General features: G+C 63.0%; 23 protein-coding genes. 16 read left to right on the forward strand and 7 right to left on the reverse strand.

The features are described 5' to 3' along the window. The first annotated feature begins 4 nt into the window (after positions 1 to 4). The 9 genes from ftsZ to NKH93_RS15710 all read left to right on the forward strand — a co-directional run bounded on the left by ftsZ (position 5) and on the right by NKH93_RS15710 (position 11152). A complete protein-coding gene (gene ftsZ / locus NKH93_RS15670; protein ID WP_254818983.1) occupies positions 5 to 1675 on the forward strand; it encodes a cell division protein FtsZ in 1671 nt (556 codons plus the stop codon). 275 nt (positions 1676 to 1950) lie between these two features. Then, the gene (lpxC, locus tag NKH93_RS15675; RefSeq protein ID WP_352471566.1) at positions 1951 to 2898 is read left to right on the forward strand and encodes a UDP-3-O-acyl-N-acetylglucosamine deacetylase; all 948 of its coding nucleotides are present in this window, start codon (positions 1951 to 1953) and stop codon (positions 2896 to 2898) included. Between the two features lie 204 nt (positions 2899 to 3102). After that, positions 3103 to 3972: an outer membrane protein assembly factor BamD gene (locus NKH93_RS15680; RefSeq protein WP_352501057.1), complete on the forward strand. Its 870-nt coding sequence runs from the start codon at positions 3103 to 3105 to the stop codon at positions 3970 to 3972. Between the two features lie 13 nt (positions 3973 to 3985). Beyond that, entirely contained in the window at positions 3986 to 5659 is a 1674-nt protein-coding gene (gene recN, locus NKH93_RS15685; protein WP_352501056.1) for a DNA repair protein RecN, read from the forward strand. A gap of 242 nt (positions 5660 to 5901) precedes the next feature. Next, positions 5902 to 8109: an NAD-dependent DNA ligase LigA gene (gene ligA, locus NKH93_RS15690; protein WP_352919552.1), complete on the forward strand. Its 2208-nt coding sequence runs from the start codon at positions 5902 to 5904 to the stop codon at positions 8107 to 8109. After that, entirely contained in the window at positions 8109 to 8801 is a 693-nt protein-coding gene (locus NKH93_RS15695) for a DUF2461 domain-containing protein (protein WP_352815445.1), read from the forward strand. The genes ligA and NKH93_RS15695 overlap by 1 nt, the downstream gene beginning before the upstream one ends. A 122-nt stretch (positions 8802 to 8923) precedes the next feature. After that, positions 8924 to 9652: an AzlC family ABC transporter permease gene (locus NKH93_RS15700; RefSeq protein ID WP_352919549.1), complete on the forward strand. Its 729-nt coding sequence runs from the start codon at positions 8924 to 8926 to the stop codon at positions 9650 to 9652. Continuing rightward, complete coding sequence (locus NKH93_RS15705) at positions 9649 to 9945, forward strand: AzlD family protein (RefSeq protein WP_023676751.1); 297 nt, start codon at positions 9649 to 9651, stop codon at positions 9943 to 9945. The genes NKH93_RS15700 and NKH93_RS15705 overlap by 4 nt, the downstream gene beginning before the upstream one ends. Positions 9946 to 10261: 316 nt before the next feature. Next, positions 10262 to 11152, forward strand: coding sequence for a LysR family transcriptional regulator (locus tag NKH93_RS15710; protein WP_352450117.1), 891 nt, complete (start codon positions 10262 to 10264; stop codon positions 11150 to 11152). Here NKH93_RS15710 and NKH93_RS15715 read toward each other — a convergent pair. Further along, a complete protein-coding gene (locus tag NKH93_RS15715; protein WP_352919545.1) occupies positions 11142 to 12986 on the reverse strand; it encodes an aminopeptidase P family protein in 1845 nt (614 codons plus the stop codon). The genes NKH93_RS15710 and NKH93_RS15715 overlap by 11 nt on opposite strands. A 200-nt stretch (positions 12987 to 13186) precedes the next feature. Between NKH93_RS15715 and NKH93_RS15720 the strand changes: the two genes are divergently transcribed. After that, positions 13187 to 13366, forward strand: coding sequence for a hypothetical protein (locus NKH93_RS15720; RefSeq protein ID WP_352450114.1), 180 nt, complete (start codon positions 13187 to 13189; stop codon positions 13364 to 13366). 39 nt (positions 13367 to 13405) lie between these two features. Here NKH93_RS15720 and NKH93_RS15725 read toward each other — a convergent pair whose 3' ends face one another. Beyond that, on the reverse strand, positions 13406 to 14278 hold the full coding sequence (locus tag NKH93_RS15725; RefSeq protein ID WP_352919543.1) for a 50S ribosomal protein L11 methyltransferase: 873 nt from the start codon (positions 14276 to 14278) through the stop codon (positions 13406 to 13408). A gap of 11 nt (positions 14279 to 14289) precedes the next feature. After that, the gene (locus NKH93_RS15730) at positions 14290 to 14868 is read right to left on the reverse strand and encodes an SCO family protein (protein WP_352450110.1); all 579 of its coding nucleotides are present in this window, start codon (positions 14866 to 14868) and stop codon (positions 14290 to 14292) included. Positions 14869 to 15073: 205 nt separating this feature from the next. On the opposite strand from NKH93_RS15730, the gene NKH93_RS15735 reads away from it, so the two are divergent. The 3 genes from NKH93_RS15735 to NKH93_RS15745 all read left to right on the forward strand — a co-directional run bounded on the left by NKH93_RS15735 (position 15074) and on the right by NKH93_RS15745 (position 16902). After that, on the forward strand, positions 15074 to 15562 hold the full coding sequence (locus tag NKH93_RS15735) for a CreA family protein (RefSeq protein WP_352919540.1): 489 nt from the start codon (positions 15074 to 15076) through the stop codon (positions 15560 to 15562). 96 nt (positions 15563 to 15658) lie between these two features. Continuing rightward, positions 15659 to 16300 (forward strand): DapH/DapD/GlmU-related protein, encoded by a 642-nt coding sequence (locus NKH93_RS15740; protein ID WP_352471576.1) that lies wholly within the window; start codon positions 15659 to 15661, stop codon positions 16298 to 16300. A gap of 170 nt (positions 16301 to 16470) precedes the next feature. Then, complete coding sequence (locus NKH93_RS15745) at positions 16471 to 16902, forward strand: low affinity iron permease family protein (RefSeq protein ID WP_031211766.1); 432 nt, start codon at positions 16471 to 16473, stop codon at positions 16900 to 16902. A gap of 69 nt (positions 16903 to 16971) precedes the next feature. On the opposite strand, the gene NKH93_RS15750 is transcribed toward NKH93_RS15745, so the two are convergent. Further along, entirely contained in the window at positions 16972 to 17844 is an 873-nt protein-coding gene (locus tag NKH93_RS15750) for an SDR family NAD(P)-dependent oxidoreductase (RefSeq protein WP_352815434.1), read from the reverse strand. 130 nt (positions 17845 to 17974) lie between these two features. Between NKH93_RS15750 and NKH93_RS15755 the strand changes: the two genes are divergently transcribed. Further along, positions 17975 to 18256, forward strand: coding sequence for a hypothetical protein (locus NKH93_RS15755; protein WP_023676741.1), 282 nt, complete (start codon positions 17975 to 17977; stop codon positions 18254 to 18256). Here NKH93_RS15755 and NKH93_RS15760 read toward each other — a convergent pair. After that, positions 18253 to 18840: a TMEM175 family protein gene (locus NKH93_RS15760; RefSeq protein ID WP_352919536.1), complete on the reverse strand. Its 588-nt coding sequence runs from the start codon at positions 18838 to 18840 to the stop codon at positions 18253 to 18255. The genes NKH93_RS15755 and NKH93_RS15760 overlap by 4 nt on opposite strands. A gap of 156 nt (positions 18841 to 18996) precedes the next feature. Between NKH93_RS15760 and NKH93_RS15765 the strand changes: the two genes are divergently transcribed. After that, the gene (locus NKH93_RS15765; RefSeq protein ID WP_352501046.1) at positions 18997 to 20205 is read left to right on the forward strand and encodes an MFS transporter; all 1209 of its coding nucleotides are present in this window, start codon (positions 18997 to 18999) and stop codon (positions 20203 to 20205) included. 9 nt (positions 20206 to 20214) lie between these two features. Here the strand turns inward: NKH93_RS15765 and NKH93_RS15770 are convergent, their stop codons facing one another. Beyond that, complete coding sequence (locus NKH93_RS15770) at positions 20215 to 21687, reverse strand: MATE family efflux transporter (protein ID WP_352820397.1); 1473 nt, start codon at positions 21685 to 21687, stop codon at positions 20215 to 20217. A gap of 191 nt (positions 21688 to 21878) precedes the next feature. On the opposite strand from NKH93_RS15770, the gene NKH93_RS15775 reads away from it, so the two are divergent. Beyond that, positions 21879 to 22664, forward strand: coding sequence for a L,D-transpeptidase (locus NKH93_RS15775; RefSeq protein ID WP_352501044.1), 786 nt, complete (start codon positions 21879 to 21881; stop codon positions 22662 to 22664). 146 nt (positions 22665 to 22810) lie between these two features. Here the strand turns inward: NKH93_RS15775 and NKH93_RS15780 are convergent, their stop codons facing one another. Beyond that, complete coding sequence (locus NKH93_RS15780) at positions 22811 to 24289, reverse strand: esterase-like activity of phytase family protein (protein WP_352919533.1); 1479 nt, start codon at positions 24287 to 24289, stop codon at positions 22811 to 22813. Positions 24290 to 24331 lie beyond the last annotated feature (42 nt).

Consider the following 24331-nt stretch of genomic DNA (forward strand, 5'->3'; position numbering starts at 1 on the left):
GACAATGACCATCAATCTGCAGAAGCCGGACATCACCGAGCTCAAGCCGCGCATCACCGTGTTCGGTGTCGGCGGCGGCGGCGGCAATGCCGTCAACAACATGATCACCGCCGGCTTGCGCGGCGTCGAGTTCGTGGTGGCCAACACCGACGCGCAGGCACTGACGATGTCGAAGGCCGAGCGGCTGATCCAGCTCGGCGCGCATGTCACCGAAGGTCTCGGCGCCGGATCGCAGCCTGAAGTCGGGCGCGCGGCGGCGGAGGAATGCATCGACGAGATCATCGATCATCTCTCCAACACGCATATGTGCTTCGTCACTGCCGGCATGGGCGGCGGCACCGGCACCGGGGCGGCTCCCGTCGTTGCCCGCGCTGCCCGCGAAAAGGGTATCCTCACCGTCGGCGTCGTCACCAAGCCGTTCCACTTCGAAGGCCAGCGCCGCATGAAGACGGCCGACATGGGTATCGAGGAACTGCAGAAATGCGTCGATACCCTGATCGTCATTCCCAACCAGAACCTGTTCCGGCTGGCCAATGACAAGACCACCTTCGCCGATGCCTTCGCGATGGCCGACCAGGTGCTCTATTCGGGCGTTGCCTGCATTACCGACCTGATGGTCAAGGAAGGCCTGATCAATCTCGACTTCGCCGACGTCCGCTCGGTCATGCGCGAAATGGGCAAGGCGATGATGGGAACCGGCGAGGCTTCGGGCGAGGGCCGCGCAATGGCCGCGGCGGAAGCCGCCATCGCCAACCCGCTGCTCGACGAGACCTCGATGAAGGGCGCCAAGGGCCTGCTGATCTCGATCACCGGCGGCCGTGACCTGACCCTGTTCGAAGTCGATGAGGCGGCAACCCGCATTCGCGAAGAGGTCGACCAGGACGCCAACATCATTCTGGGCGCCACCTTCGACGAGGAACTCGAAGGCGTCATCCGCGTGTCGGTGGTCGCCACCGGCATCGACAAATCGGCGGCCGAAATCGCTGCCGCGCCGATCGCCATCCGCGCGGCTCCGCCGAAGCCGGTCAGCCGCCCGGCGGCCCAGGTCACGGAAATGCGCCCGGCGCCTGTCCAGCAACCAATCTATGAACCACGTGCTGCCGACCCGGTCGCCGAGGCCATTCAGCTCGCCGAAGCGAATGCGGCAGCGATGGCGCAGGCCCGCCCGGCACCGGTCGCGCATGCGGAAGACTTCCGTCCGCAGAGCAAGATTTTCCAGGCGCCTCCCGCTCAACCGCAGCCAATGATGCAGCCAGCGGTTCAGCAAGCGATGCAGCCCGCTCCGCATCGTGAAATGCCGCAGCCGGTTGCCGCGGCACCCCAGCGCATGCCGCGGGTCGAGGATTTCCCGCCGCAGGTGAAGGCCGAAGTGGAGGCCAAGGCGCGCCCGGCCGACCACGAAAACAGCGGCCCGATGGGCTTGCTCAAGCGCCTGACCAACGGCTTGACCCGCCGCGAAGAGGAGCCTGCAAGGCTGCAGCCGGCGCAGCCGCGCGAACCGAAACTGCGCCAGGCGCCGGCGGAAGTGCGCCGCCTTGCCAGCCAGGATCCGCAGCTTTACGCGCCGCGCCGCGGCCAGCTGGACGAGCAGGGCCGACTGACGCCGCAGAGCCGGGCTGTCCAGGAAGACGATCAGTTGGAGATTCCCGCCTTCCTGCGCCGACAGGCCAATTGATCTGTTAACGGTTCGTAACAGTTATTAACAGGCGAGCAGGAAACTGTTCGCCTGTTAACCTTAAAGTGATTGTAAAACAAGGACTTATGGGGCAATCCCGCGCTGGACCGCAGTTACAAAGAGTAAGAAACCGTGATTTGGAGTCTCCCCGCGGGACCATTATCTTCGCCACCGACCAAAGTCGGTTTGCTGGGAGTCTCGGGGAAGTGGCCCTGCCTGCCGATCAATCAAGAACCGCGCCCTCAGGGCAGAAGCGGACCTAGGCAGCATGGGCTATGGGGATTGTTTTGCACGACTATCAGACGACACTTAAATCGCGTGCGACGCTGACCGGCATCGGCGTTCACAGTGGCAATCCGGTCACCGTCCATTTCCTGCCGGCGGACGCCGATACGGGTGTCGTCTTCCAGCTTTCGAATGCAAGCGGAAGCCACGAATTTCGCGCGCTCGTTTCCGAGGTCGGTGCCACCGACCTCTGCACCATGCTCGGCGATCCGCAGGGCGAGCACATTGCCACGGTCGAGCATCTGATGGCGACGCTTTTCGGGCTTGGGATCGACAATCTCGTCATCGAAATCGACGGCCATGAGGTGCCTATCCTCGACGGTAGCGCAGTGATGTTCATCGAGGCCATTGACCAGGCAGGCGTCGAAACGCTGCCGGTCAAGCGTCGCTACATCAGGGTGGTCAAGCCGGTTCGCATCGAGAACGGCGCCTGCTGGGCGGAGTTCCGACCCTATGACGGCACGCGCTTCGAGATCGAGATCGATTTCGAAAGCCCGGCGATCGGGCGCCAGCTTTTTGCATCCGACATGAACGCCGACATTTTCCGGCGTGACGTCGCGCGGGCCCGCACTTTCGGTTTCATGAAGGACGTCGAGCGGCTGTGGGCGGCCGGCTATGCGCTCGGCTCCTCGTTGGAAAACTCCCTGGTGATCGGCGACGACAACCGCGTGATCAATATGGGAGGCCTGCGCTATCCCAACGAGTTCGCGCGCCACAAGACGATGGATGCGATGGGCGACCTGGCGCTCGCCGGTGCCCGGTTCATCGGCTGCTTCCGCTCCTATCGTGGCGGCCACAGGCTGAACGCAGCTGCGCTGCGCCGTCTCTTGTCCGACCGTTCGGCTTTCGAGATCGTTGAGACGACGCGCCGCGAGCGCGGGCGTACCGCGGAGATGAGCGCCGTCAACGCACCCCTCTATGCGCCCTGGATGATCTGATTCTTAAGGTCTTGCGGCTCCCGTTGCGGTCAAGCTGTGTTGCATGGATGCATCACCGGCCTGCCAAATTACACAGCTTTCCAGGTAGCGCCAAAGCGCCACAAAAATGTGCGATTGGCCGGGGATAGCGTTGCCGGGCAAGGCAATTATGGTTTATGGCTGCTGCCGTCGACTGAAATGACGCCGAAAGGGCGGAATCCAAACATGTTTTTCAAGCGAGTTGGTCAATCGAAGGCGCCGCGGCGGGCTGTTTTCCTGGCGCTTTCGGTGGTCGTTCCATCGCTGTTTCTGTCGGCCTGCATGTCGTCCGAGAAGGACGTCGATCTGTCGACCTATGTCGATCAGACCGAGCCGGCCGACGTGCTCTACAATCAGGGTCTCGCCAATCTGAATGCCGGGCGACTGCAGGAGGCAAGCCGCAAGTTCGATGCCGTCGACCGCCAGCATCCATATTCCGAATTCGCCCGCAAATCGATGGTGATGGGTGCCTTTGCCGACTACCGTCAGGGCAATTACGATGAGGCGATCGGTTCGGCCAAGCGCTACCTGACCCTCTACCCGTCGACCGACGATGCAGCCTATGCCCAGTATATTATCGGGCTGAGCTACTACCGCCAGATCAAGGACGTCACCCAAGACCAGAAGGAAGCGCGTCTTACCGCGCAGACGATGCAGGATCTGGTAACGCGCTGGCCGACTTCCGAATATGTTGATGATGCCAAGGAGAAGATCCGCTTCGCCAACGATCAGCTCGCCGGCAAGGAGATGCAGATCGGCCGCTACTATCTCGAGCGCCGCGAATACATCGCGGCCGTCAAACGGTTCCGCAACGTCGTGGAGAACTATTCCAACACACGTCATGTCGAGGAGGCGCTGGCGCGTCTGACCGAGAGCTACTATGCGATGGGGCTGACGTCGGAAGCGCAGACCGCTGCGGCCGTGCTCGGCACCAACTATCCCGACAGCCAGTGGTACAAGGACTCCTACAAGCTCCTGCAGAGTGGTGGGCTCGAGCCGCGCGAGAATGCCGGATCGTGGATCTCCAAGGCCGGGAAGCTGATCACCGGCGCCTGAGCGGCGCGTCACCATGCTCTCCAGACTGTCGATCCGCGATATCGTTCTGATCGAGAAGCTGGACATCGACTTCTCGTCCGGCCTTTCGGTCCTTACAGGCGAAACCGGCGCCGGAAAATCCATCCTGCTCGACGCCTTGTCGCTGGCGCTTGGCGCCCGCGGCGACGCTTCGCTGGTGCGGCATGGCGCGGCACAAGGCCAGATCATCGCCGTGTTCGACGTGCCGCGCAACCACGCGGCTCGCATGTTGCTTGCCGAGAATGCCATCGAGGACGACGGCGAAATCATCCTGCGCCGCGTCCAGACGGCTGACGGCCGCACGCGCGTGTTCGTCAACGAGCAGCCGTCCAGCGTGACGCTGATGCGCGACATCGGCCGTGCGCTGGTCGAGATCCACGGCCAGCATGACGAGCGCGCTTTGGTCGATCCCGGCGCCCATCGCGAGTTGCTCGACAGTTTCGGCGGCCATCTCGGCGCTGCTCGGGCAACCGGCGAGGCGTGGCGGCATTGGCGTACCTGCGAGCAGGAATTTTCACGGCACCGGGCCAAAGTCGAGGCAGCTGCCCGTGAGGCCGATTATCTGCGTGCAGCGGTCGCCGAATTGACCAGGCTCGATCCGCAACCTGGCGAAGAGACCGAGCTGGCCGAATTGCGCGCCTTGATGATGCGTGCCGAAAAGATCGCCTCGGAAATCCACGATGCGCAGGATGTGCTCTCGGGTCCGTCCTCGCCCTTGCCGCAACTGGCCAGCCTGCTCAGGCGGCTGCAGCGCAAGGTCACCGAAGCGCCCGGGCTGCTCGAGGATGTCGTCAAGTCGCTCGACGAGGCGATGCTGTCGCTCGACGCGGCGCAGTCGGGCGTCGAAGCAGCACTTCGCGCCACCGAATATGATCCGCAGCGGCTGGAGAAGGCTGAGGAGCGGCTGTTTTCGCTGCGTGCCGCCTCGCGCAAGCACAGCGTCGCCGTCGATGACCTGGCGCAATTGCGTGACACCATGGCTGCCGACCTTGCCGATCTCGACGCCGGCGAGGAGCGCCTGCAGGCGCTGGAGAAACAGGCTGCGGCGGCGCGCCAGGCCTATGACACTACGGCGGCCCAGCTGTCGTCGCTTCGCCATGCGGCGGCTGTCGGGCTGAGCAAGGCGGTGATGGCCGAACTGCCGGCGCTGAAGCTCGAACGCGCCGAGTTCATCGTCGAGATCGCAAGCGATGCCGAGAGCCGCATGGAAGAAGGCATCGACCAGGTCGAGTTCTGGGTGCGGACCAATCCCGGCACCAGGCCAGGACCAATGATGAAGGTCGCTTCCGGCGGCGAGCTTTCGCGCTTCCTGCTGGCGTTGAAGGTCGCGCTGGCTGATCGCGGGTCGGCGCCGACCTTGGTCTTTGATGAAATCGACACCGGCGTCGGCGGCGCGGTTGCCGACGCCATCGGCCAGCGGCTGGCGCGGCTGGCAAAACGCGTGCAGGTGCTTTCGGTCACGCATGCACCGCAAGTGGCAGCGCGCGCGGCGACGCATTTCCTGATCTCCAAATCGGGCGGTGCCGACCGGGTCTCGACCGGCATCGCCGAGATGGACCGGGCGGCACGGCAGGAAGAGATCGCACGCATGCTCGCCGGCGCCACCATCACCGACGAGGCGCGTGCGGCGGCCGAGCGGCTGCTGCGGGAGAACACCGCGGCAGCGTAGAGCTGTTCATCGTTTCACCGAAACGCCGAACCGCTCTACCTCTTTGTTTCTGCGCAGTTCCGGACGGAAAACCGTTTCACACTTTTCCTGGAATTGCTCCAGGCGAGTTCGTTTCCGGCGCTCGTGACCTGAGTCAGGGTATGGCGCCATCCTGCTGTTCAGGAATGATTTTCTGTGTCTGGTCTCTCCCTCATGAGAAAATCCTGTTCTATTGTGTCGCGCCACCGTGGAGGGAGCAGTGCATGGACGAAAAACCAGTCGATTCGCTCAGCGAAAGCGAGGCGGCAAGCGAGTTGAAGCGGTTGGCGCAGGAGATCGCCGAGCACGACCGGCGCTACCATGGCGAGGACGCGCCGATAATCACGGATGCGGAATATGACGCGCTGACCCGGCGCAACCTCGCCATCGAGCAGCAGTTCCCGCATCTTGTGCGCGAGGATTCGCCCTCACGCAGGGTCGGCGCGCCGCCGGCGGAAGGTTTTGCAAAGGTGCGCCACGCGGTGCCGATGCTCAGCCTCGCCAAGGCCTATACCGACCAGGACGTCGCGGACTTCATAGAACGGGGCCGGCGATTCTTTGATCGCGACAAGGAGCTGAACATCGCCTTCACGGCTGAGCCGAAGATCGACGGGCTATCGGCTTCCCTGCGGTATGAAGGCGGTGTGTTCGTGCAGGGGGCAACGCGCGGCGACGGCGTCGTCGGCGAGGACATCACCGCCAATCTCAAGACCATCGCCGATATTCCCAAGACCTTGAAGGGACCGGACTGGCCCGAGGTCATCGAAATACGCGGTGAGGTCTATATGACCTACGCGGAATTCGAGGCGCTGAAGCAGCGTTCGGCGGCGATAGGCGGCCAGGATTACGTCAATCCGCGTAACACGGCGGCCGGATCGCTGCGCCAGAAGGACCCGTCCGTTACCGCCAGCCGCAACCTCAAATTCTTTGCCTACGCCTGGGGCTATACTTCAAAGGATCCAGCTCCGACCCAATACGATTCCGTGCAAAAATTCGCGGAGTGGGGGTTCAAGGTCAGTCCGCTGATGGTCCGGGCAAAGTCGGTCGACGAACTGATCGCGCATTATCACCTTATCGAGGCCCAGCGCTCATCGCTCGGCTACGACATCGACGGCGTCGTCTACAAGGTCGACCAATTGGAGTTGCAGCGCAGATGGGGCTTCGTCACCGGCGAACCACGCTGGGCGATCGCTCATAAATTTCCGGCCGAACAGGCGATGACGACCGTGCTCAGGATCGACATTCAGGTCGGCCGTACCGGTACGCTGGCGCCCGTTGCCCGGCTTGCGCCCGTCACGGTCGGCGGCGTCGTGGTCGAAAATGTCACGCTTCACAACGAAGACTACATCAAGGGTCTGGACAGCAACGGCCAGCCGATCCGCGACGGCAACGACATCCGTATCGGCGACACGGTGGTCATCCAGCGGGCGGGGGACGTCATTCCGCAGATCGTCAGCGTCGTCGTCGACAAGCGTCCGCCAGATGCCGTGCCCTACGAATTCCCGCACAAATGTCCGATCTGCGGCTCACCCGCAACGCGCGAGATCAACGAGAAGACCGGCAAGGAGGATTCCCGCCGACGGTGCACCGGCGAGCTGATCTGCCCCGCGCAGGCCGTGGAAGGATTACGCCACTTTGTGTCGCGCGGCGCCATGGATATCGAAGGCCTGGGCGCTGAAAACATAGACCTGTTCTTCAATGCCGGGTTGGTCAAGACTGCCGCCGATATCTTCACCCTCCGGGACCGCCGTCCCGCCGTCACCAAGGCGCTGGCGGAGCGACGGGAGGAGCAGGCCAGGCAGCGTGAGGCCGCATCGGGCAAAACGCGCAAGAATGTACGCAGCGTCGAGGAACGCAACTATGACGGCCTCGACAAGCTCTTCGCTGCCATCGACGCCCGCCGCGAACCCGAACTCGATCGCTTCATCTTTGCGCTGGGCATCCGCCATATCGGCGAAACGACGGCCGCTGTGCTCGCCCGAACCTTCTCGACGATCGAGGAGTTGATCCGCATTGGCAAGGAGACAGCAGCAGCAGCCGATCCACACACCGTTTTTCCTTCAATCAACGGCATCGGCGATACCGTGATAGGCGCGCTTCGCGATTTCTTCGGCAATGAACGCAACGACGCCGTGCTTGAAGCGCTGCTCACACAGATCCACCCGAAGCCGTACATTGTGAACGTCTCAGCCGATAGTGCGGTCGCCGGCAAGACAATCGTGTTTACAGGCACGCTGGAAAAGATGACGCGCCCGGAGGCCAAGGCGATGGCCGAACGTCTCGGCGCGAAGGTCGCCGGCTCGGTTTCCGCGAAGACCGATCTCCTGGTGGCAGGCCCGGGCGCCGGTTCCAAGCTGAAGGACGCGACCAAATTCGGCATCGAGGTGATCGACGAGGACACCTGGTTGCAGCGGATCGGCAAGGGCGCGTGATGGCTGCTGCGTTCAATGGTTTTGGGCAAAAGGCCATTCCCTTCCTCAAGGCGCTGGATTTTCATCAGAGCCGGGAGTGGTTTTTGGAAAACCGCGATCTTTTCGAGCGCGACCTGCGCGATCCCTTCGGCGATCTGGTCGAGACGCTCTCCGAGCGCTTCACAGCATTGGGGTTCGGCCTGCGCGGCGACCGCAAGAAATCGCTGTTCCGGATTAATCGCGACGTGCGTTTTGCCAAAGACAAACGGCCTTACAACCAGCATCTGTCGGCGATCCTTTCGCCCGACGGCACCAAGATGGAACAGGGCGTGTTTTACGTCCATATCGGGCTCGAGCGATGCTTTGCCGCCATTGCCTGGTGGCAGCCCGGACCGGAGCTATTGCTGGCGCTGCGCAACGCGATCGCGAAGCGGCCCGCTGAATTCCGCAGCCTCGTCGCGGCGCTGAAGAAGAATGGTCTCGAGCTCGACCCGGACGGCTGCATGAAGCGCACGCCGCGCGGCTTCGAGCATATCGCCGAGCCCGATCTCGCTGCCGCGATCCGCAACCGGCATTTTGCCGTCCGGCACGCAATCGAGCCGGCGGATATCTACGGAGCTGGATTGGTCGACGACCTTGTCGACTTCGCCATGCGGGCAAAACCGCTGCTCGACTGGGGCAGGGCGATCGAAGGCAAGGCTTCGCCGCGCTAGGCACGGAAGCGTGCTTGCCGCGACGCTTCAGCTGTCATTTCCGCTGATCGTTTGCCTCAAGCGAATTGGTGTGACAAGCCGGACCGCCCTCCCTACATACGGCCGTTCCCGAGGAGCGGTCGATGTCGGCGGAAGCAATCTCCGAAAACAGTGCGAAAAGCGATTTCTGGGACGGCGTGCGGCTCAGCATGCCCGTCGTGGTGGCGTCGGCGCCGTTTGCGTTGCTGTTCGGAGCGCTCGCAGTCGACAACGGGTTTTCCGTGCTCGAAGCGTTCCTGATGAGCGCAACGGTGTTCGGCGGCGCCAGCCAGATGGTCGGCATCGAGCTGTTCGGCCAGCATGTCGCGCCGTGGCTGATCGTGCTGTCGATCTTCGCCGTGAATTTTCGCCATGTGCTCTATTCGGCTGGCATCGGCCGGCGCATTGCGCATTGGCCGCTGGTGCAGCAGGCGATAGGCTATTTTGTGCTGACCGATCCGCAGTTCGCGGTGGCCGAGCGCAAGGCGGAGGCCGGCGAGACCGTCGGGTTCACCTGGTATATGGGGCTTGGGCTGCCGGTCTATGTGTTCTGGATCATCGAAAGCGCGCTCGGCGCGATGTTCGGCAAGCTTATTCCCGACACCCATGCGTTGGGCATCGATTTCCTGCTGCCGATATATTTTCTCGGCCTGGTCATGAGCTTCCGCAAGCGGCCGCTGTGGCTGCCGGTGGTCGTCGCCAGCGCTGCCGCCTCCATCATTGCATACAAAACGGTCGGCTCGCCCTGGCATGTCTCCATAGGTGCGCTGGCCGGCGTGCTGCTCGCCGTCATCCTGCCGCCCCGCCACAGCGGCGTGGAGGCACGGCCATGAGCACGACCTTGTGGATCATCATCGCCGCTTCGATCGCGACCTATCTGACCCGCATCGGCGGTCATCTGGTGATCTCGCGTTTCGATCAAATCCACCCGCGCGTCGAAGCCGGGCTCAGCGCCGTTCCGGCGGCGGTGCTGACCACGCTGGTGGCGCCGGCGGCGCTCAGCGCCGGGCCGGCGGAATGGGCAGCCTTGATCGTCGCCGGCCTTGTCTCACTGCGCGGCGGCCTTATGGCGATGTTCCTGGCGGGTGCTGCCGTGCTGATCCTCGCGCGGCAGCTCGTCGGCTGATCGACTTTTGCCTTGGCGGCGAGAGCACACATGCGCTTTACCGCAGCGACTATTGCCGCGCCGACCCGCGACAGGCTCAGCCGGATCGCCTCCGCTCTCTCCTGGTGGGCGCCACGCACGGCGTCGCTATAGAGCGCTTCGCGCTGCTTCGGCGTCAATGCGCTTAGATCGATCGGCTGGATGCCGAAGGGCTCACGCGACATTTCCATCTCCCCTGGTTTGCCGTGTTGATCGGCAGCTACACCGGCGATTTACGGGAAAGGCATAATCAGTTAAAATGAATAATTAAGATCGTTATGTTCTCCAGGAGAGATGTATGGATTTGGCCGATCTGCGCATCTTCCGCACGGTGGTGCGCGAGGGCGGAATCACCAGGGCGGCGGAAAAACTGTTTCGCGTGCAGTCGAACGTGACCACACGCATCCGGCAGCTCGAGGAGGATCTCGGCGTGCAGCTGTTTATCCGGGAGGGCAAGCGCCTGCACGTATCGCCGGCCGGTCACAGATTGGTCGGCTATGCGGATCGGCTGCTGGCGCTTGCGGAGGAGGCGCGAACGGCGATGCTCGATCCACGCCCGCGCGGCACTCTTCGCCTAGGTGCCATGGAGAGCACCGCCGCGGCACGGCTTCCAAGTCTGCTCGCCGAATACCATGCACGGCATCCCGAAGTGGAAATCCAGTTGCGCACCGGCAATCCGCAGGTTCTCGCGACCGCCATGCTTGCCGGCGAACTCGATGCAGCCTTCGCCGCCGAGCCGATCGCTGACGTTCCGTTCGAAAAGCTGCCCGCATTCCACGAGCAGCTGGTCATTGTCTCGGCGGCATCGCGCGTTTCGGTCGAAGACCACCTGGACATGCCCAAAACCATGATAGCCTTCGAGCACGGCTGTCCGCACCGCAAGCGGCTGGAACAATGGTATGCGCGCAGAGGGTTCATGGCCGAGAAAACCATCGAGCTTGGCTCATACCATGCCATCCTTGGTTGCGTGGTGGCTGGCATGGGCATAGCGCTGATGCCGAAAAGCGTGCTTTCGGGTTTTCCGGAAAGCCGCTGGCTAAAGCTGCACGAACTGCCCGCTGACGAAGACAATGCCGTCACAGTGTTGTTCTGGCGCAAGGGAGCCGGTTCTCCCAACGTCACCGCTTTGCAGGGACTGCTTGCGGAGCAAAGCCTGTCAACCGGCGTTGCCGCCGCGGCTATTGCTTGAAGTCGTGCGGCAGCGGCGCGGTTGCCTTTTCCAGCCAGGCCAGCGTTTCGCCGTCGAGCATCGGTCCGATCTCGGCCAGTACGCGCGCATGGTATTCGTCAAGCCAATGCAACTCGTCGCGGGTTAAAAGGTCCGATCGGACCAGCCGCTTATCGATCGGCGCCAGCGTCAGTGTCTCGAAGCCGTGCATGGCGATGTCGCCGCCCTCGATTGCCTCGGCCGGTGTCACCAGAATCAAGTTCTCGATGCGGATGCCGTAGGAACCTTCCTTGTAATAGCCGGGCTCGTTGGAGACGATCATGCCGGCCAGCAGCTTCTCGGTACCGGTCTTGGCGATACGCTGCGGGCCCTCATGCACGGCAAGATAGGAGCCGACACCGTGCCCGGTGCCATGGGCGAAATCGCAGCCGTGTCTCCATAGCGCCAGGCGCGCCACTGCATCGATTTCGGAGCCGCGCGTGCCCTGGGGGAAGCGCAGCATGGAGATGCCGATCATGCCTTTCAGCACCAGCGTGAAGCGCTCGCGCATCTCCTCGGTTGGCGCGCCAATCGGAACCGTGCGGGTAATGTCGGTGGTGCCGTCCTGGTACTGCCCGCCGGAATCGAGCAGGAACAGCTCGCCATCGCCCAGCTTGCGATTGGTGGCGCGGGAGACGCGGTAGTGCATGATAGCGCCGTTAGGACCAGCGCCGGAGATGGTATCGAACGATACGTCGCGCAGCGGCATCTGCGTTTCTTCGCCGGTCTGACGGCGCGTCTCCTCAAGCCTGGTGACAACGGCGATTTCGTCGAGCGTGCCGGGCTTCTGGCGGTCGAGCCAGCACAGCAGCTTGGCGACCGCGGCGCCGTCGCGGCGATGTGCGGCGCGTGCGCCGGCGATCTCAGCTTTGTTCTTTGTTGCGCGTGGAATGCGGGCCGGATCGGCCGTGGCAATGACGGTGCCGCCATTATCCTCGACCAGCATTCTGAGCTTGTCCGCCGCGAGAACCGGGTCCAGCGCGATTTTTGCGCCGCCCTTGGCCCGGGTGACGATTGCCGATTCGAATTCACCTGGTTCGTGCAATTCGGCGAGCTGCGTCAGGTAGGCCGCGACGGTGCGCGAAAACTTGCGCTGGTCCATGAAAAGCAGATGCGAGCCGTCGGCGGCGAGCACGGCAAAGCCGAGCGCCAGCGGTGTGTGCGGTACGTCGCCGCCACGAATGTCGAAGGCCCAGGCAATGGAGGAGGGGTCGGTCAGTACGGCATGGGTGGCGCCGTCCTTCTCGATGGCCGCCGCCAGCCGCACCAGCTTGTCCTTGGCCAGTTCGCCGGCAAAGCCGATCGGGTGGATCTCGACCGGCGCCAGTGGCGGCCCGGGCTGGTCCTGCCAGATCGCGTCGATCGGATTTTGTTCGAGCGGCACCAGTATCGCGCCGGATTTCTCGGCCGAGGCCTTCAGCGCCTTGACGTCACTGATCGTATGGAGCCACGGATCGAAGCCCAACCGCACGCCCTTGCCGAGATTGTCCTTGATCCAGTGGGCCGGCGGGTTGTCGACAAGGCTCTCGATCGAAAAGATGTCGAGATCGACCTCCTGGCGCACCTGCAGCGTGTAGCGCCCGTCGACAAACATGACGGCGCGCTCGCCAAGCACAATGGCGACGCCGGCCGAGCCGCTGAAGCCGGTCAGCCATTTCAGCCGCGCCGAGCGGTCGGCGACATATTCGCCCTGGTGCTCGTCGGCACGGGGCACGATGAAGCCATCCAGCCCGTTCGCCGCCAACCATTGGCGCAACAATGCCACGCGCGGCTTGCCAACGGCCGGATCGCCGGCGGAATCGAAGGTCTGGAACATGTCGGCTCTCCTCGAATGCTGGTGCGACCGTAGCGCATGACTTCGAAAATCGGAATCGATTTTCGGACCGATCATTCCCGGTTGCTGCGTGTCTCTTTGCGCATGGACGCCATGCAGAATCGACGATTTCAAAAAGCGTCAGCGGAGCTTACCTTCTTAATGTGGAGGAAAAGTCCTGTTGCCCTGCAAAGGAGACCGTCATGTCCACGATTTCACCTAGACGCGGATTTTTCAAAAACGCTGTGAAAGCGCTGATCGAAGCTCGCCAGCGCGAAGCGAGCCGGTATGTAAGCGGCGTTCTGCTTGGCTTTGACGACGAAACGCTGAAAGCTCACGGCTACGATCGCGAACAGCTAAAGAAAGCGGCGAACTCGCGCTAAGTCCGAGCGGATTCCGGCTTGCGTTGAAGGCGTCGCGCCTCAGCGCTTGAGGTGAATCGTCACCCAGCCCTCGCGGTGCAAGGTGCGGACGTGCCGGAATTTCTGGCCGACATAGGCCGCGATTACCGCATCGCGCTGGCGCTCGAGGATGCCCGACAAAACAATCGAGCCACCGAGCGCGATATGCTCCGCCATTTGCGGCGCCAGGCGCATCAGCGGCCGCGCCAATATGTTGGCGACGATCAAGTCGAAGGGCGCGCGCGCGGCAAAGATCGGGTGGTGGAATCCGGGCGCCATCACTGTTTCGACGAGCCCCTTGACGTGGTTCAGCCGCGCATTGGCGGCGGCCACCTTGACGGCGACCGGGTCGATGTCGGTCGCCAGCACCGGTATATGCGCGAGCCTGGCCGCTGCGATCGCGAGCACCGCGCTGCCGGTGCCAAGGTCGAGCGCGTTGCGTGGATGCTCGCGCCGTACGACCTGCTCCAGCATTTCGAGGCAGCCGGCGGTGGTGCCGTGATGACCGGTGCCGAAAGCAAGGCCGGCCTCGATCTCTATGGCGATTTCGCCGCTGTGGCGCTTCCTGCGGTCATGCGCGCCATGGACGAAGAAGCGCCCGGCCCGCACCGGCTTCAATCCCTCCAGCGAGCGCGCCACCCAGTCGATGTCGGGCAGCGTTTCGCGCGCTATCGGTTTCGACAGCGACAGTCCGGCAAGTACATCCCTGAGCCGCGCCTCGACCGCATCGACGTCGTCGCCGGCATAGAGCGATACTTCGTGGATGTCGCGGTCCTCGTCGACCTCGAGCACCGCAATCGGCAGGCCCTCATCGTCGAACGCCGCACCGAGCGCCGCGAAGATGCGATCAGCCTCGATCTTGCCCGCGGTGAAATACAAACGCGTCTGCGTCATTACCGGATGTGTCAACCTTCCGCCGCCAGCCGTTTGAGCTTGGCGATGGCGGCGTCCGGGCTTTCGCCATAGGCAATAGTGCCGGCGAAATCGCCCTTGGCATTGAGCAGCAGCACCGAAGCGGTGTGGTCCATCGTGTAGTCACCGTCGTTCGTGTCGACTTTCTTCCAGTAGATGCCGAAGGACTTGGCCATGGCGTGGACCTTATCCGGATCGCCTGATATGCCGAGGATGCGATCGGAGAAATTGCTGACATAGGTGTTCATGATTTCCGGCGTATCGCGCTCCGGATCGACCGTAACGAAATAGGCACGCAGGTTCTTGCCGTCGTCGCCCATCGTCTTCAGCCAGCCGGCCAACTCGAAAAGCGTGGTCGGGCAGACTTCCGGACAATGCGTGAAGCCGAAGAAGACGACGCTGGGGTGGCCGCGAAACGCGGCTTCGGTGACCGGCGCGCCCTTCTGGTCGACCAGCGTGAACGGTGCTCCGAACGGCTCGCCGCCATAATGTCCGCGGTACCAGTCGAAGGTGAGCCAGCCGATTCCGGCGGCCATCAGGACGAGAATACCGACCAGAATTGAACGCATCATCAGTGAAAGTCCGTCGTTATTCCATCGGGCGCCGGGTTGGCGCCGTGAAGGCCCTGGCTTGGCGAACACTCTTAGCGGTTCGGTCGCGCCGACGCAAAGATGTCGCGTTGCCGCAACCGGCAATCCTGTGGGAGGCGATCTGCTTGCAAAGCACTGCCGTTCGTCCCACCTGAGGTCGGCAAAATTTGAACCGCAGGAGGCCTCTTTGCGAAAACGGATTGGCGGCGCGTTAGCCGCATGCCTTGTCATTGGCGCCGGCGCGGCCGCCGCCGAGGAAGTCGGCAAGGTCGGCGTCGATTGGCTCGGCAACGATATCATCGTCGAGGCGATCAAGGATCCGAAGGTCGAGGGCGTGACCTGCCACGTCTCCTATTTCGACCGTGGCGTGATCGACCGCCTGCAGAAAGGCAACTGGTTCGAGGACCCGTCCGATTCCTCGATCTCCTGCCGCCAGACCGGGCCGATCACCATTGGCGACATCGACATGAGCGAGGCCGGCGAGGAGGTGTTCAAGCAAGGCATCAGCCTGATCTGGAAAAAGCAGGTGGTGAACCGCATCTACGACAAGGCCAACGAGACGCTGATCTACCTGTCGCATTCGCGCCAGGTGCAGGATGGCTCGGCAAAAATGTCGGTCACCACCGTGCCGCTCTACGGCCAGAACGTGGTGTGGACCAGCGGCAAGCCGAAATAGAGACTTAAGGTGCTACAGGGTCCTTGGCGCGTCCAAACTGATGCGCGGCGCTGCACTCGGCTTGCGAGACTATGCGCGCGGGCGTAAAGCGCCCGCATGGACCGTCCTGAACACCTTGTCCTAAAAGATCCCGAGCCGCGCATCCATCCGACGGCGGAGCTGAAGGCGTGCAAGCTTGGACGTTATGCGTCGATCGGCGAGCGCGTCATCCTGCGCGAGGTGATGGTCGGCGACTTTTCCTACTTCGAGCGCCACGCCGAGGCGATCTATACGACGATCGGCAAATTCTGCTCGATCGCCGCCAACAGCCGCATCAATGCGCTGGAGCACCCGGTCGAGCGGCTGACGCAGCACAAAATCAGCTATCGGCCCAACGAGTACTTCCGCTGGCTGGGTGTCGATCAGGCATTCCGCGACCGGCGGCGGGCGAGAGCCGTCAGCATCGGCCACGATGTCTGGATCGGCCATGGCGCCGTGATCATGCCGGGCGTGGCGATCGGCAATGGCGCGATCGTCGGTGCCAACTCGGTGGTGACGCGCGACGTGCCGGCCTATGCAATCGTCGCCGGCGTTCCGGCCACGCCATTGCGGCAGCGCTTCAGCGCGGGAACTGCGGCCCGGATCGAACGTCTTGCCTGGTGGGACTGGCCGGTCGAGAAACTGGCCAGGGCAGTCCCCGACATGCAGGCCTTGCCCATCGAGGCTTTCCTCGACCGCTGGGAAAACGGCGCCCCCTGACTTCGGGGCGTATCTGCAAGCGGTCCGACGGCCTGCGCGATCTGCTCCTCCAACAATGTACCCGCGATCTTCCGCCACGAGGGAACCAGGAGCGGCTGCCAACTGTTTCTGCAGACACAATGAACTCGGCTTCCGTCCGGGTTCGTCGCCCGGCTGTTGAGGGAGTTTGAATGATTGAGAAGCTTTTCACCAGGATCGCCAACAACGTCGCCCATTTTGCCGGCCTGCCGCCGACGTTTGCCGTCTGTTTCCTGATCATCGTCGTCTGGGCGGCAAGCGGGCCGATGTTCGGCTTTTCGGACACCTGGCAGCTCGTCATCAACACCGGCACGACGGTCGTCACCTTCCTGATGGTGTTTCTCATCCAGAACACCCAGAACCGCGATGGCGCCGCGATCCAGGCGAAGCTCGACGAATTGATCCGGGTCAGCACAGCCCAGAACACCTTCATCGGTATCGAACACCTGACTGAGACCGAGGTCGAAGAGATCCGCAAGAAATGCGAACAGGCAGCGAAGCGGCATGATCAGAAGCTTGCCGAGTTGGCAGCCGAGAAAGCCATGGCGAAGAAGCGGAACACGAAGAAGCACGCAGCGGCGTGATATAAAGGTCCGGCGCATACCTGCGAAGATCGGATCCGATTCTTTGCTCTGGTGATCTTCGGTTCGGGATCATGCGCTGCGTGTCATGAATGCCGCGAAAGCATCCTTGTAGTCCGGATGCCAGCGCGACAGAGCAGGACGGTTCTCAATGATATCGCCAATTGCCCAGGCCATGCGCTTTTCGTCCATGGGCCGGGTCGCCTCGTTATCGGGACACAGGATGTAGAAATCGCCACGCAGCAGCGAGGCCAGCATGAAGTCGATGACCTGCTCGCCGGTCCAGGCGCCGGCCGGCTTTTCGGTCGCACCTTCGGTCAGGCCGGTAAAAGTGAACCCGGGAATGAGCAAATGCGCCGCGACATTGGCGCCGGGCTCGTTGCGCAGCGCGTGTGCAAGGCCCTCGGTATAGGTCTTCACGCCAGCCTTGGAGACGTTGTAGGCGAGGTTGCCGGGCGGCGTGGTGATACCTTGCTTGGAGCCGGTGTTGACGATCAGGCCGGGCTTTCCCGCCGCCAGCATGCGTGGCGCGAACGCCTCTACGCCATGGACGACACCCCAGAAATTGATGTCCAGCAGCCGCTTCCAGGCGTCACGGTTCTCCCAGGGCTTGCCGGGGTTATTGCCGACGCCGGCATTGTTCATCAGCAGCGACACGTCGCCGAAAGTGCCGGATGTCCGTTCGGCCAGCCGGTCGAGGTCTTCGGCCTTCGAGACATCGGTGGCGACGGCAAGTACGGCGCTCTGCCCGCCGATAGCAGCGACGGCGCGGGCAGCCTCATCAAGGCGTTCGCCGCCGATATCGGCCAGCACGATCTTCATGCCCATCGCCGCCAGCCGTTTGGCGGCGGCAAGGCCGATGCCGCTGGCCGCGCCGGTAATGACGGCGACATTGCCGGAGGCAAGTGCAGGCAGGGCGGTCTGGATCTCGGCGTCGGTGGTCATGATTTTCTCCTGTTCTGGCCGCGGCGAACTTAGCGCGGAAAAAGGCTCGCGCAAGCCGATCCCGGCATCTTCGGGTTGACCGCATCGGCGGGCGCTGCGCATGCTGATATCGAAAAAGGAGACCTGACGATTGACCGACTGGATCGAGATCCTGAAAGAACAGACCGCCACCGGCGACCAGATGAGCCGCGAGGTACCGCAGATGCTCGCCAATCCCGACATCAGCGAAGCGCAAGTTATGACGCTGTTTTCGGCGCTCGAAAAACAGGCCGAATTCGTCGAAAAGCTGCGTATGGCGCTGGAAAAATTCGGCCATGATTTTTCAGTGATCAAGGCGGCCGAGCGGCTGGAGGAGCGCTACGCCGACCTTGCCGCTTCGGTAGCGGAAAAGCTGAAAGCAATGCGAGGCTAGACGGGGCCTATTTTCTCGATCAGCCGCTCGAAGCGTCTGTCCGGCACGAACCAGATCATCGCCACCAGGACATAGATCGAGACACCGATCCAGTGATTGACGAAGGTCAGCGCGATGGCGGAAAGATAGAGGACCAGCGAGATCTTTCCCTTGAGGTCATTGCCCAACGCCCTGGCGAAGAGAGTCTCGTTGCCGTGCAGTCGATGCAGGGCCATGGTGAGGATGTTGAAGCCGATGGCGCAGAGCGCTAGGTCGACGCCATAGACAGCAACCGGCACCGGCGCGAAATGGTTCTCACCCATGAAGGCTGTCGTCGCCGGCATCAGCGATAGCCAGAACAGCAGGTTGAGGTTCGCCCACAGCACGCGGCCGTCGACCCGCTGCACGGTATGGAACATGTTGTGCAAATTGTTCCAGTAGATGCCGACATTGATGAAGGACAGCACATAGCTGAGGAAGATCGGCCAGAGTGGTGCCAGCGCGGAAAAATCCTCGCCATGCGGCACCTTCAATTCCAGCACCATGATGGTGATGATGATGGCGACCACGCCATCGGTGAATGCCTCGACTCGTCCCTTGCCCATGAATCTCCCCTGACAATCCGCTGAAGTTAAAAGAGGATCTCGCTCAGCGCCATCGGCAAAGCTGCCAAACTTGTCAGGAGCAAGCCGGGGAGGGGGAACGGCTGACGCGAAAAAGGCGTTAGGATGTCAGATCCCGAACAGCAAAAGGTCGAAAAAATGACCGCTCACGCTCAAGTCATGACGCGCGATTACGAACTCGGCGGCCGCGCTGCAGCGGCCACCGTGGCCGCTATGATCGCGGCTCTTTTCGCCGGCAGCACGGCGCTGACGCCGCTTTACATCATCTACAAGCAGGTCTTCGGCTTCTCACAGATCACTTTGACGCTGGTCTACGCCGTCTATGTCATCGGCAATCTGGCGGCGCTGCTGATGTTGGGGCGTGTGTCCGATGTCATCGGGCGCCGTCCAATGGCATTGGCCGGGATGGCGGTGGCCGTGGTCAGCGCGGTGGTTTTCCTGTTCGCCGAAAATGTCGCCTGGCTCGACATCGCCCGAATTCTGAGCGGACTGGGAATCGGCGTCGGCGCGGGCACCGGCACCGCCTGGCTCGCCGAATTGCTCCCGACCGACGACAAGTCACAGGCGGCGACGATTGCCACCAGCACCAATTTTCTCGGCCTCGGCCTCGGTGCGCTGGGGGCCGGGTTGCTCGCCGAATACGCGCCTTGGCCGCTCAGGCTGACATTCGTCGTCTACCTGGCGATGCTCGCGACTGTAACCCTGCTCGTCTGGCGCACGCGGGAAACCGTTTCGCGGCCGGGGAAACTGGCTGACGTTTCGATGCGGCCGCGGCTTTCCGTACCCGATGACATCCGCGCAAGTTTCGTTGCGCCGGCGGTGACCGGCTTTGGCGCAATGGCGCTGGTCGGCTTTTATGCAGCACTCGCACCGAGCATTTTGGCGCAGCAACTGCAGGTAACCAACCATGCCGAAGCCGGCGCTCTGTTCTTTGAATTGGCGATCGTGACGGCCGCCACCATTGTAGCGACGGCACGTCTTTCGAGCCGAGCCGCGATGTTCGCGGCGCTTGCGCTGATGATCCCAACCGTCGCGATGATTGTTGCGGCGCAGGTCTTCGCCTCGATGACCATAATGATTGCCGGCACCGCCTTGTGCGGCGTGGCGGCAGCGCTCGGCTATCGCGGCGGCTTGCAAGTGGTGAACGAGATCGCGCCGGCGGACCGGCGCGCCGAAGTCGTCTCGGCCTTCTTCATCTGCTGTTTTTGCGGCAACGCGCTGCCGGTCATCGGCATCGGCGTTCTGTCGACGGTGGCAGGTGCGACCGCGGCAAGCGTGGCCTTTGCCGGCATGATTGTCGTCTTTTCCCTGGTCGCTCTCGGGTTTGGCGCGAAATACGCGCGCTGAGCCGACCTTTCAGCCGTTCGGTGTCTCGGGCGAAAGGTGCGCGCGCTGGCGCGGTACGCCGAGGCCGGTATCCGGCGGTTCGCCGGCAGCCGGCCGGCTCTCGATCATGTGCAGGCTGCGCCAGCGGCCGAAGCGATAATAGGCCGCGGCCAGCACGAGCGAGGTTATAGAGCCAGCCGGAAAGCTCCACCACAGAGCTTCCTCGCCGATCACGCTTCGGAAGAAATAGGCGAAGCTGGTGCGCACCAGCAGCACCGAGATCACCAGGATGATCAGCGGCGGCATCACCGCGCCGGTGGCACGCACGGTGGCGAAGAGCACGATGGTGATGCCGAACAGGATGAAGGACCACGACGCGATCTTGTTGATGTGAGTGGCGATGTCGATTGCTGCACTGTCGCTGCCAAGGAAGAGGCTGAGCACCGCGCGATCGAATACGAACAGCAGCGCGACGAGCATCCCGGTGAGCACAAGGTTGAAGCCGACGCCGGAGGTGGCGATGCGTCCAATCCGGTCCCAGCGCCTGGCGCCGACATTTTGCGCCGCCATGGACGACACCGCGGCGCCGATGGCGAGCGCCGGCATCTGGATATAGGTCCAGAGCTGTGCGGCTATGCCGTAGGCAGCTGCAACCTGCGAGCCGTACGAGTTGACCATGCCCATCACCGTCAGCGCCGCGGCCGAAACGACGATCATCTGCAGGCCCATCGGCACGCCCTTGAAGACGACGATGCGCAGCAGCGCCGGGTCCGGCCGCAGCAGAGCGAGATTAGGGCCGGCCAGCCGCAGCGGGTGCTTGCGCGCATAGAGCACAATCAGGATGGCAACCACGCTTACCGTCTGGCCGATCAGCGTCGAGGTGGCCGAGCCGGCGATGCCGAGTTCGGGGAACGGGCCGATGCCGAGGATGAGCAACGGGTTCAAAACGACGTCGAGCATGACGGCCAGCGCCATGAACAGGAAAGGCGTGCGCGAATCGCCGGCGCCGCGCAGCACCGTCATGACGAAGGACAGCAGGTTCATCATCGGCACGGCGAGGAAGATGATGCGCAGATAGGAGCGCGCCAGCGGCAACGCGTCGGCCGGCGTGCCGAGCGCATCGAGGATCGCATCGACCCAGATCCAGCCGCAGACCGCGAACACCACCGAGACGAGGAAGAAGAAGGTGGCGCTGGTTCCGACGATGCGCCGGGCTTCGGGCAGGTCACGAGCGCCGACGGATTGTGCGACCAGGATGGTCGCCGCCATGCCGATGCCGAAGACGGTGCCGAGGATGAGAAACAGCACGAGGTTGGCATTGGACGTGGCGGTCAGCGCCGCTTCACCGAGGAAACGGCCGACCCACACGGCATTTATCGAGCCGTTGAGCGACTGCAGCACATTGGAGCCGAGCACCGGCAGGGCAAACAGCAACAGGGTGCGCGGGATAGGCCCACTGGTGAGGTCGCCGGTCTGCCGGCGCGGGGGCATGTTGTCGTCCATGGCAGGCAACTCGGCGAAGGCTTGTCTGAGTCCGCAATGATTGCCGATTTAACGGGAGAGGTCGATGCGGCGCTGTAAATTCCGCCTGGCGTGCCTTGATCTAAGCATTTCTCAACCTTCCGGAATCGTATATTGATCCCGCACGCGTGGGGCCGCATTTTCCTGGATCTCATGGGTAGGCCGGGGGGCTCATGTCCGATATTCCGTTGTTTTTTGAGCGCCTGAACCGGCGCGCCTTTCTTGGTGCATCCGCTCTGGGCGCGGCCTCCGTGGCTCTTTCGTCGTGCACTACGACGGACGTGGCGGCGCCGGTGCCCGCGGCACCAAGCGATCCGGCTTTCGGCGATGCCGCAAGCATGTATGCCGCGCGCATGGACGAGGGCTATCAGCTGCCGGCAATCCCGGTAGCCAAGGTCGATCCGAAATTCGTGCGGCAAATCGTGGCCGACCCGACTGGAGAAAAACCCGGCACGATCGTCGTCGATACTTCCGAGCACTTCCTCTATCTGGTGCGCGACGGCGGCAAGGCAATTCGCTATGGCGTCAGCCTCGGCAAGGCCGGTTTCGGATGGACCGGCAGCGCCGTGGTACAGGCGAGGAAGAAGTGGCCGGTCTGGACGCCGCCGCCGGAAATGATCCAACGCCGGCCGGAACTGGCGAAATACAAGGACGGCATGCCGCCCGGCCCGCAGAGCCCGCTTGGTGCCCGCGCGCTGTATCTCTTCCGTGACGGCAAGGACACGATGTATAGGCTGCACGGCACGCCGGAGTGGGATTCCATTGGGAAGAACGCTTCCTCCGGCTGTGTGCGCTTCATGAATCAGGACATTATCGACCTCTACAGCCGCGTCGACGGCGTCGCGCCGGTCTTCGTGCGCCCGAACCTGTCGGCCGCCGGGAAGATCGCCGCCGTGTCGAACAGGACGGCCGAGCCGATCGATGCCGGCGTGCCAAAGGACGCGGAGATGTTGAGGTAAGTGCCTTCGACTGGATCGTCAGTCGCAGGTTTTTGCAACGCACCAGGACACCGTCCTTGCGCGGGCGAGCCGCAACTGAAGGTACAACCGCTCAATCGCGCCAGCTCAGGCGGACGCGTTCGGCGCGTCCGCCTGTATGGGTGCCGCTACTTCTTGGCGAGGCCTGGGAGCGTGACCTGATAGACCAGGAACATGGTGTCGACATCGGCGCCATCCTCGGCCTTGTAGGCCGCGCCGACCTGGAAGCCGTCCTGCGTGAGGAAATCATTGTCATTGGCGACGAACAGGAAATAGTCGTCGGGCAGCTTTGGATCGAGGACGCTCACCACCGACATCGCCTCCCATTTCTCCGAAAGGTTGTTGCGGTCGTTGGGCGCGCCATTGTGCAGCCCGAAGCGGCCGAGCTCGGTCTTGTCGTTGATGTCGATGAGCGGCGTCAGCTTGGCCGGCGTCACCGATGGATCGAGCTCACCCTTGGGCGCCAGCGGCTTGTCCTTGTCGAATTCTGTGCCGGCGACATCGGTTGCCGCAGACACATCGACGACGCTGATCTCGCGGTGGAGCGAGGTGTCGCCCTTCAGCCCCTGGCCATTGCCGCTGTCGCGCGCCAGCATCAGGAAGGTCTTGTCCGACAGCGCCACGATTTCGCTCTGCGCGGCGATCTTGGTTTTGCCCTTGGCATCGGTGAACACCGGCAGCGGCACGACATATTCATGCGCGAGCTTGAGCTGGCCGGGATCCGAGGCATCGTAGACCAGCGCGCGCGTGTTCTGACGCGTCGAGGCGGAATCGCCGCCATCCTGCCTTGGGGCCGACTGCAGCACGGCAATCAGGAACTTCCCGTCCGGCGTCAGCGCCATGCCTTCGAGGCCCTGGTTGTTCTGACGGCCGGTTTCGGGATCCTTCGGATCCGGGTCTGCCGCGCCAAGTCCCGGATTGTTGGAAGCAAAGTTTGGCGTCTCGTGACGCATCGGGACAAGCGCCGCCGGCGGCTGCGTTGCCGACATCAGACGCCCATCGGCGGAGAAGCGGTAGATGTTCGGACCGTATTCGTCCGAGATGAACATCGTGCCGTCGGGCAGCCGTGCGATCGCTTCGTTATCGAGCGCGAGCTTGCCGTTGGCTTCGGGCAGGATCGGCATGTCGTCGGTCGCGGCACGCACGCCGTTGAGCGGATCGAGGCCGGTTGCGTCGGCGCCCTTGTCGTCGGTCAAAAGCATGGTGTCGGCAAGCGTCGCCGTGAGGCCCGATTGTTCCTGGCCGGTGGCCGGTGCCGCACCCGGCGCGATCGGCGCGAACTCGAGGGCGATCGTGTTGAGGCGCGGACGGTAATCGGTGGTGCCGACGACATTGTAGCCGCGATCCGGCAGCAGCCACAGCGAGCCCTTATAGCCATCGGCGCCATGCGTCCAGCCGGCAGCGTCGATCGACATACCCGAGCCCGAGCCAAACGTCTCGCCGAACTTGTCCTTCTGGCTGGCCGGGATGCGGCCGACACCGACCAGGCCCTTGTTGACGAAGCCGACGCCGCCGACGGTCGCGGCGTTTTCAGCCAAGGCCGGGGTCAAGGCGGTGAACATCGCCAGCGCGACGGCGAGGGACGCGGTTCGGTGCAGGTTTTTCATGGATATCCTCTTTTGAGACAAAGCTGCCGGGATATGAAAAAG

This window comes from Mesorhizobium sp. M0954 (assembly GCF_040319155.1).
GTDB lineage: Bacteria > Pseudomonadota > Alphaproteobacteria > Rhizobiales > Rhizobiaceae > Mesorhizobium.